Origin of the sequence: Mesorhizobium sp. M1A.F.Ca.IN.020.03.2.1 (assembly GCF_004023205.1) — a bacterium.
In the GTDB taxonomy this organism is placed as follows: Bacteria; Pseudomonadota; Alphaproteobacteria; order Rhizobiales; family Rhizobiaceae; genus Mesorhizobium.
In genome coordinates, this window is the sequence record NZ_RZSV01000245.1 from 1 (window position 1) to 7,551 (window position 7,551).

At 62.0% G+C, this 7,551-nt stretch carries 5 protein-coding genes and 1 pseudogene; 1 reads left to right on the forward strand and 5 read right to left on the reverse strand.

The window, feature by feature from the left end; translation table 11 throughout:
- The 4 genes and pseudogenes from EOA79_RS26870 to tuf all read right to left on the reverse strand — a co-directional run.
- Positions 1–441: pseudogene (locus tag EOA79_RS26870) on the reverse strand (group II truncated hemoglobin); the annotation flags it as partial.
- 98 nt (positions 442–539) lie between these two features.
- Entirely contained in the window at positions 540–2,084 is a 1,545-nt protein-coding gene (locus EOA79_RS26875) for a hypothetical protein (protein ID WP_127334821.1), read from the reverse strand.
- A 253-nt stretch (positions 2,085–2,337) separates the two neighbouring features.
- A complete protein-coding gene (locus EOA79_RS26880) occupies positions 2,338–4,131 on the reverse strand; it encodes a hypothetical protein (RefSeq protein ID WP_245322380.1) in 1,794 nt (597 codons plus the stop codon).
- 111 nt (positions 4,132–4,242) lie between these two features.
- Entirely contained in the window at positions 4,243–5,418 is a 1,176-nt protein-coding gene (gene tuf / locus EOA79_RS26885; protein ID WP_066989565.1) for an elongation factor Tu, read from the reverse strand.
- Between the two features lie 283 nt (positions 5,419–5,701).
- On the opposite strand from tuf, the gene EOA79_RS26890 reads away from it, so the two are divergent.
- Positions 5,702–6,589, forward strand: coding sequence for a DMT family transporter (locus EOA79_RS26890; RefSeq protein WP_095824693.1), 888 nt, complete (start codon positions 5,702–5,704; stop codon positions 6,587–6,589).
- A 26-nt stretch (positions 6,590–6,615) separates the two neighbouring features.
- Here the strand turns inward: EOA79_RS26890 and EOA79_RS26895 are convergent.
- A partial coding sequence (locus EOA79_RS26895; protein WP_206639272.1) for a sulfotransferase family 2 domain-containing protein occupies positions 6,616–7,551 on the reverse strand: 936 nt, incomplete at its 5' end.

Consider the following 7,551-nt stretch of genomic DNA (forward strand, 5'->3'; position numbering starts at 1 on the left):
TGTAAGGCCCGCCCGGCACGCCCCAGCCCCAGCTTGGCATTGGCTCGGTCTCAGGGTCGCAAGTCTCGCCGAGATTGGAATTAATCTTGGCCAGCCGCGATCCCCACTCGACATAGCCCATCAAGGAGGAACGGAACTCGGGATCGTCCGGCAGGCCGGCTTCGTCCGCCGCGTCCGCCAGAAGGTTGATCCAGCGCCGGCGCTGCTCCTCGGTCAGATGCTTGCCGAGATGATGCCTGACCATCTCGCGGTGGCCACCATGCCGTTCGCTGTAGGTCTTCGGCCCGCCGAAAACCTCGCCGATGAAGGCGGCGACATGTGCCTGAACACCGGACCGACGATCGGGTCCAAGGTCACTCTGTTGTAAAAGATCTGCGTCAGCCGGTTGAGCGCCTCGCTGCCGCCGGCCCATTCGAACAAAGTCGGGACGCCCTCGCTCATCTCCGGTCCTCCTACGTTTGAGCCTAGAAGGATAGCGGGAAGCTCGGAGCCGGCTCAACCTGCCTCCATGGCCAGTGCTGGCATGGCGCCGAATGCTGCTAAAGCTTGGCCGGCGATTCCGCTTCGGCGTTGGCGGACGGCAGAACCCGGCAGTTATCGGGTTTTGGCGAAGATTTGCAGATAGTGGCGCCCGTCAGAGCGTCTACCGACTGGCGGCTGGTGGTGAGCCCGAACCCCGCCAATTCGTCCTGGCTGAGCTCCCTGTGCTTGGCGGATTGGGCCGACTGCATCGCGACGAACAAGCCCGAGCCGATCGCCATCTCCTCGAGATACGACCGGACCTTGTCTTCCATGCCCATGGAATGCACCAGGAAACGCGTATCGGCGCCTACCAAGCGCCTGGTGCCGCCGGCGATCATCAGCACGCAGGCTGTATCGCATTCGGCGCCGGCTTCAACGGTGAGACCATTATGAAGGTTGTCCTTGGAGACGCACCCTGCCGTGCCGGGATCGCAATCGAGAAAATCCGTCCGGGCGACCGCAACATCCAATCTGCGCTCGCGGATCAGCCGGCCGGCGGCGAGCGCGCCCTGGACATCGCCGCCCTGTGAGTTGAGGACGATGGGCAGCCTGCGCCCGCCGACCTTGTCCAGCAGCTCGCGCAGCCTGTCGGGCGTGCCGGCAACGATCGTTCCCTCCGCCGAAATCCATTCCGGACAATCGGGGTTGCAGAGCGGATTGCTGCCGCGAACGACGATGAAACGCATTTCCTGCTGCGGCTTTGGCGGTGATGCTGCCTCCGCCGGCTGACTGTAGGCCTGTTTGACTGCGACCGTCGCCACCTCGGCCGGCTTGGCCTTGCCATTGGCCGGTATCTCGCGGCAGTTCGCTGGCACCGGATCGCGCCGGCATATGGCTGCTTCGGTCATCAGGTCGAGGGAATCGAGGCTGGTGACGAGCTTCATATCCAGCATATCGTCGGGCTCGATCTGCTTTATGTCGCTTGCCGGCGTCGCTTTCATCACGTCCAGCACGCCCTGCCCGATACCCATTTCTTTCAGATAGCCGGACAGCCGTTTCTCGACCGCCTTGCTCATCTCGTAGGTCTTGTAGCTGCCGGCATTCTTGCGGCTGACGACCTTGGTGCTGAGGACCTTCTTCTTGCCGTTCACAATTCTGTAGGTGGTGCGGTAGAGCAGCTTTTCCCTGTGATATGTCGTGGTGATCTGATGAACCCCGAGAAAAGCCCACTCGCCGACCACACGGCGGACGCCGCCGGCAAACATCAGGGGACATGCGGAATTGCACATGGCGCCGCTGTCGTAGGCGATGCCGGAATACGGCGTGTTCTTACTGTCATTGTCCCGGCAGTTCTTCATTTCGGGCGAGCAGCCGGAAAACCCCGTAGTGCCCACGGCGATGTCGAGCTTGTTCTTACGGATCGTACGGCCGAGTTGGAGCGCGGCGTCGACATTGCCTCCAGGAGAATTGACGACGATCGGCAGTTGCCGGCCGCCGAGCGTCTTCAAGAGGCGCTTGAACCGCGCCGGCGTGCCGGCCTCGATGCTGCCTTCGGCAGAAATCCATTCCGGGCAGTTCGGCTCGCAGCCTGGCGCGCTGCTGCGCACCACGACGAAGCGCATGGCAGGGCCGTAATCCGGCGGCGTTTCCTTCGCTGCGGCGGCAAACGCGGTAAGCCCAATAGCGATGGCCAGCCCGAGCCGAACCAGCCCTAGCGGCCACGAAATACCCTTTGAAAGGAACGCGGAAATCACGCCTGCCAAGCCCTCGGTCCAACCCATACTAGTTACGGCGACGATGCTTGCAAATAGAATTGAAGAGGGTGCGAGCAATGCCAGCCTGACGGCTGCTGCCTCGACCTTCGTCGCGACTACGCTAAAGTTCTGGCGGCGTCTTTGCCTGGGCGTTGGCAGAGGGCGGGAGCCGGCAATTGTCCGGCTTTGGCGAGGACCTGCAAATGGCGGGGCCAGTCAGCGTGTCCGATGTGTCCGGCCCGGTCACCAGCCCGACCTTGAGCATTATATCGGGTTCAAGCTGACGCTCGACTGAACTCTGATCTATCGCTGCGAACAGGCCTGGGCTGATCGCCATCTCGTCCAAATAGGCTTCGACAATCCGCTTCTGTCCCATCGAGGACACGCTGAGCCGCGCCTTGGGGTCGACCAGCCGCCTAGCGCCGCCGGCGAGCATGAGTGCGCAGGCTGAATCGCACTCCACTCCGAATTGGCTGATCAGCCCGACATAGGCGCCATTGTCGTCCAGACAGCCTGCCCCGGGCGGGTTGCAACCCAGGATATTGGTGCGGGCGACGACGACGTCTAGCTTGCGTTCGTGGATAAGCCGCCCTGCGGCCAAGGCGCCGAACAAGTCGCCGCCTCGTGAGCTGATCACAACGGGGAGCCGCGGGTTGTCGAGCGCGGCGAGCAACTGGCGAAGTTTTTGCGGGGTTCGAGGGGTGATCGCGCCTTCCGCCGAAATCCATTCCGGGCAGTCGGGATCGCAGAGCGGATCGCTGCCGCGAACGACCACGAAGCGCATCTCCGGCGCCGCATTTCCTGCCGCTCCTCGAAACGGCACGGCAGTCGGGGCTTTGGCTGGCTTGGAAGATGGAGCTTCCGCCTGTCGAGAAGGTGCCGGCTTTGCCGTCGTTACAGCGGCCGGCCGGGCATCCTCCGCTATTTCCCGGCAATTCGGAGCCGGTTTGTCACCCATGCACAGGATCACTCCGGTGAACAGCTCCACGGTGTCTGTGCTGGTGGCCAGTTTCATCGTTAGCATGTCGTGGAGGGTGATCCGCTGAATGTCGCTCGCCGGCGTGGCTTTCATTTTGTCGAGGACACCCTGCCCCACGCCCATCTCTGCCAAATAGGCCGAGATTTTCCGCGCGAACCCCTTGCTCATCTTATAGGTCTTGTAGCTTCGGCCTTCGGTGACGGTCTCCGTTGTGACCTGATATCTTTTGCCCCGAATGGTTTTATAGGTGGTTCGAAAATGCCTTGTGGAGGGGAACCAAGTGGTGGTGATCTGATGAACACCCAGATAGGCCCAGCCACCGGCTACGCGGCGAACGCCACCTGCGAACATCAGGGGACATGCAGAGTTGCACATGGCGCCGCCATCAGACGCCACGCCGAAATAGGCAACGCCCTTGCCGAAGCTGGCCCCGCAGCCCTCCGTTCCCGGCCAACAATCGGAAAACTCGGTCTTGCCGATCGCGATGTCGAGCCCGTTCTTCCGTATGATGCGACCAAGTTGAAGTGCGGCGTCGGCATCGCCGCCAGGGGAATTGACAATGATCGGCAGTTTGCGGATGCCGAGCTTTTTCAGCACTCGCTTGAGCAGAGCCGGCGTGTCGGCAGTGATGGCGCCTTCCGCTGAAATCCATTCCGGACAATTGGTCTTACAGCCGACTGCACTGCTACGCGCAAAGATGAACCGCATGTCCGAAAAGCCGTCGGAAGACGGGCCGTTCAAAATGAACGTATCGGGCCATGCCCGTATGAGGACGTCATCGGCCTTTGCTGCAAAGGCCACCACCACAATAGCAAGCACCGGTGCCCGGCGAACCAGTATGCGAAACCATCTTGATGTGCAGTTTAAATGATGCCCCGAAATCATGATTGGCGACGCCCCCTGCCGCAATCGATAATAATTGCGGCAGTGATGCATGCAATAGCTTCGAAGCAACCGTGCTGCATTTATGCTGCACTGTGCAAGTAAACGAAAAAGGGCGGCCCGAAGACCGCCCTTTCCTTGTCGAGCCGGCAAGTGCCGGATCGATCATTCTTTGATGGTGACGACGATGCCGGCACCGACGGTGCGGCCGCCTTCACGGATGGCGAAGCGCAGCTTCTCTTCCATCGCGATCGGCACGATCAGCTCGACGTCGACGGTGATGTTGTCGCCGGGCATCACCATCTCGGTGCCGGCCGGCAGCGTCACGATGCCGGTCACGTCGGTGGTGCGGAAGTAGAACTGCGGCCGGTAGTTGGTGAAGAACGGCGTGTGACGGCCGCCCTCGTCCTTGGTCAGGATGTAGGCTTCGGCCACGAACTTCTTGTGCGGCTTCACCGAACCCGGCTTGGCCAGAACCTGGCCGCGCTCGACACCCTCGCGGTCGATGCCGCGCAACAGCGCGCCGATGTTGTCGCCGGCCTGGCCCTGGTCGAGCAGCTTGCGGAACATCTCCACGCCCGTGCAGGTGGTCTTGGCCGTCGGACGGATGCCGACGATCTCCAATTCCTCGCCGACCTTGACCACGCCGCGCTCGACGCGGCCGGTCACGACCGTGCCGCGGCCCGAGATCGAGAACACGTCCTCGATCGGCATCAGGAACGGCTTGTCCAGCGGACGGACCGGCGTCGGGATATAGGCGTCGACCTGCGCCATCAGCTCGCGGATGGCGTCCTCGCCGATGGTCTTGTTCGAATCCTCAAGTGCTGCCAGCGCCGAACCCTTGACGATCGGAATGTCGTCGCCGGGGAACTCGTTCTTGGTCAACAGCTCGCGAACCTCGAGCTCGACCAGCTCGAGCAGCTCGGCGTCGTCGACCTGGTCGACCTTGTTCAGGAACACCACGATCGAGGGCACGCCGACCTGGCGGGCCAAAAGGATGTGCTCGCGGGTCTGCGGCATCGGGCCGTCGGCGGCCGAAACCACCAGGATCGCGCCGTCCATCTGGGCGGCGCCGGTGATCATGTTCTTCACATAGTCGGCATGGCCGGGGCAGTCGACATGGGCGTAGTGACGGTTGGCCGTCTCATACTCGACATGCGCCGTCGAGATGGTGATGCCGCGCGCCTTCTCTTCCGGCGCCGCGTCGATCTGGTCATAGCGCTTGTATTCGCCAAAATACTTCGTGATCGCCGCCGTCAGCGACGTCTTGCCATGATCGACGTGGCCGATCGTGCCAATGTTCACATGCGGCTTGGTGCGCTCGAATTTACCTTTTGCCATAGTCTCTTTCCTTGGGCGGCCTTGACCTTCAGTTCAGTCGAATGCGGGGCGATTAGCGACAACGGCCGCAAAACACAAGTGCCTTGTGGTTGAGCGTTGTCTCGCTCGAGCCGAACCAATGATCTGATTTCAGGGGTATGGTGCGGATATAGGATCGCGACAGGCGAATTCAATTCCGCGCGTCTTGCCTCGGCTAGCCCATCGACAGTTTCGCGCGGGTAGACGCCAGATCGGCCGGAACTGGCCCATTGCCGCCCCGATCCGCCTCTGATTTCTTCAGCCAATGCAATTCCTTCCGGCAAATATCCGCGGCCCGCTGTTCATGATCGTCTCGACGGGATCCTACCTCGTCAATGACACGATGATGAAGCTCGCGACCGCAGGGCTGCCGCCTTATGAGGTGCTGCTGCTGCGTGGCGCGGCCGCCACACTGTGGGGCATGCCGCTGCTTTTCATGCTGGGCTATGGCAGGCAGATCCCGCTGCTGTTCGAACGCAAGGTGCTGCGCCGGAACCTTTGCGAGCTGGCGGCGATCCTTTGCTACGTCGTGGCGTTGGCCAACATGCCGATCGCCGATTCGACGGCGCTCGGGCAGATCACGCCGCTCATCGTGCTGGTCGGGTCCTCGCTCCTTTTCGGCGAGAAGATCGGCGCCGTGCGAATGGCGCTGATTAGCCTAGGCTTTGTCGGCGCCGTCATGGTGGCGCAACCGACGATGCAGGGCATTTCCATCTATGCCTTGCTGGCGCTGGGCAACGCGGCCCTGGCCGCGGCGCGCGACCTCGCCGGACGTAAGGTGGGCGCCGAGGTGCCCGGCATGATCGTCGCCATCTCCGCCGTGGTTGTCGTGCTGCTCGGCTCAGGTGTCGCACACCTTGTCTCGGAACAGTGGGTGATGCCGGAGGGCCGTCATCTCCTTTTGCTTGCCGGCGCCGGCCTGTTCCTGATCTTCGGTCACTTCTTCATCTTCATGGCCTATCGCGTCGGACCGACAAGCGCGGTGGCGCCCTTCTACTATTGCTTCACCGTCTGGGCGGTGATTTCCGGCCTTTTGGTGTTCGGGCAGCTCCCCAACACGCTCGCCGTCTGCGGCATTCTCCTGGTGATCGGCAGCGGCCTCGCCATCGTCTCGCTCGACGAGCGAAGGAGGCGCTTGAGCGTTGTGGCCTGAGGTCGTCCGGACTGAAAAGCTGAACGCTACAGCCCCACCCTTTTCTTCAACGGACGTTTGGCAAGGAATCCGACGAGGTTGCGCAGCGTCCGCGGGTAGACCAGACGGCCGTTGCGAAAAGCGGTCAGATCGCCGGCGACATGCAGCGAGGACGTCTCATCGGGATCGCCTTGGGGGATGCCTCCCCATCGTGCCGGATCGTAATAGTCGACAAGGAAACCGTAGTCGTAGCGGCAGAAGCGCATCGCCTTTCTGAACGCCGCGGGGGACAGATCCGATGGACTGACCTTGCCCCGGGCTGCCTGCAGCCGCGGCATAGAGACTGCCCTGCCGCTGACCGTGGACAGGAAGGCGCCGACCTTGTCCATGTCCTCGAATTTGAAGACGTGCTCGAACAGGAACAGGCTGGAACCGATGAACCGGCGTGGCGAGGCGACGTGAAAGTGGATGTCCCCTGAGCATGCGCAGTATTTTTCGATGTTGAGGATGAAGGTATCGGGATCCGGGTTGGTCGGCAGCCCAAAGCTCTCGAGCAACTCGAGGTTGGGCGAGCGTGACCATAGGACATCGGTGTCCAATATCCTGCTGGAATAAGCCGAGAGCAGCCGCTCCAGCGGATCACGAACGATCGTGAATTTGCCGCTGAGGCCGTCATAGACCGGCTCGAACGGATCGGCCCAATTGGTTGCAATTTGACTGTGGACGTCGTTGTCCGGGTCAAGCAGAGTGGCTTCCTTGCCGCCGAGCGCCATCAGCGCGTATTTGACGCTGCTGGTGCCGCTTTTCGGGATTGGATAATAGGTGACCGGAAGGCCTTGAATCTGGACCGCCATCGCCGTTCCGCCCCACGCCATCCAATGCCAATACGCAGCGCGGTCGCGTTCGACGACCAGCGCTCGGCTGACGATCCCACCACGGCGATCGAGCCGTGGTTTCGCCGATCGTTCGACCGTTCTACAGCG